This window comes from Bacillus sp. SIMBA_074 (assembly GCF_046534555.1).
GTDB classification, from domain to species: Bacteria; Bacillota; Bacilli; order Bacillales; family Bacillaceae_G; genus Bacillus_A; species Bacillus_A mycoides.
The window spans coordinates 1-267 of the sequence record NZ_JAWRYM010000625.1; the positions used below are offsets into that span (position 1 = coordinate 1).

General features: G+C 70.4%; 1 protein-coding gene. It reads right to left on the reverse strand.

Annotated features, from left to right (window positions below; all coding sequences use genetic code 11):
• Nucleotides 1–267: serine hydrolase domain-containing protein (locus SB773_RS32255; protein ID WP_410594444.1), on the reverse strand; the 267-nt coding region annotated here is incomplete at both ends.

The following is a 267-nucleotide window of genomic DNA, read 5'->3' on the forward strand; positions in this document are numbered from 1 at the left end:
GGAGCACGTTCGTGCGGTCGTCGGTGTCGCCCAGGTACCCGAGAGCGAGATCCCCCGGCATGTCGTCGGTGCGGGGATATCCGCTCGACGCCATCCCGGCGGGAGCGAAGACGCGCTCCTGGACGAGCTCGTGGAACGGCGTCTTCGACGCGCGCTCCGCCACCAGCGCCAGCAGCACGAAACCGCTGTTGCAGTAGGCGAATCGCGAGCCCGGCGCGCTCACCTGCGGCCGGCCGTCGAGCACCGGCACGAACGCCTCGGTGTTGT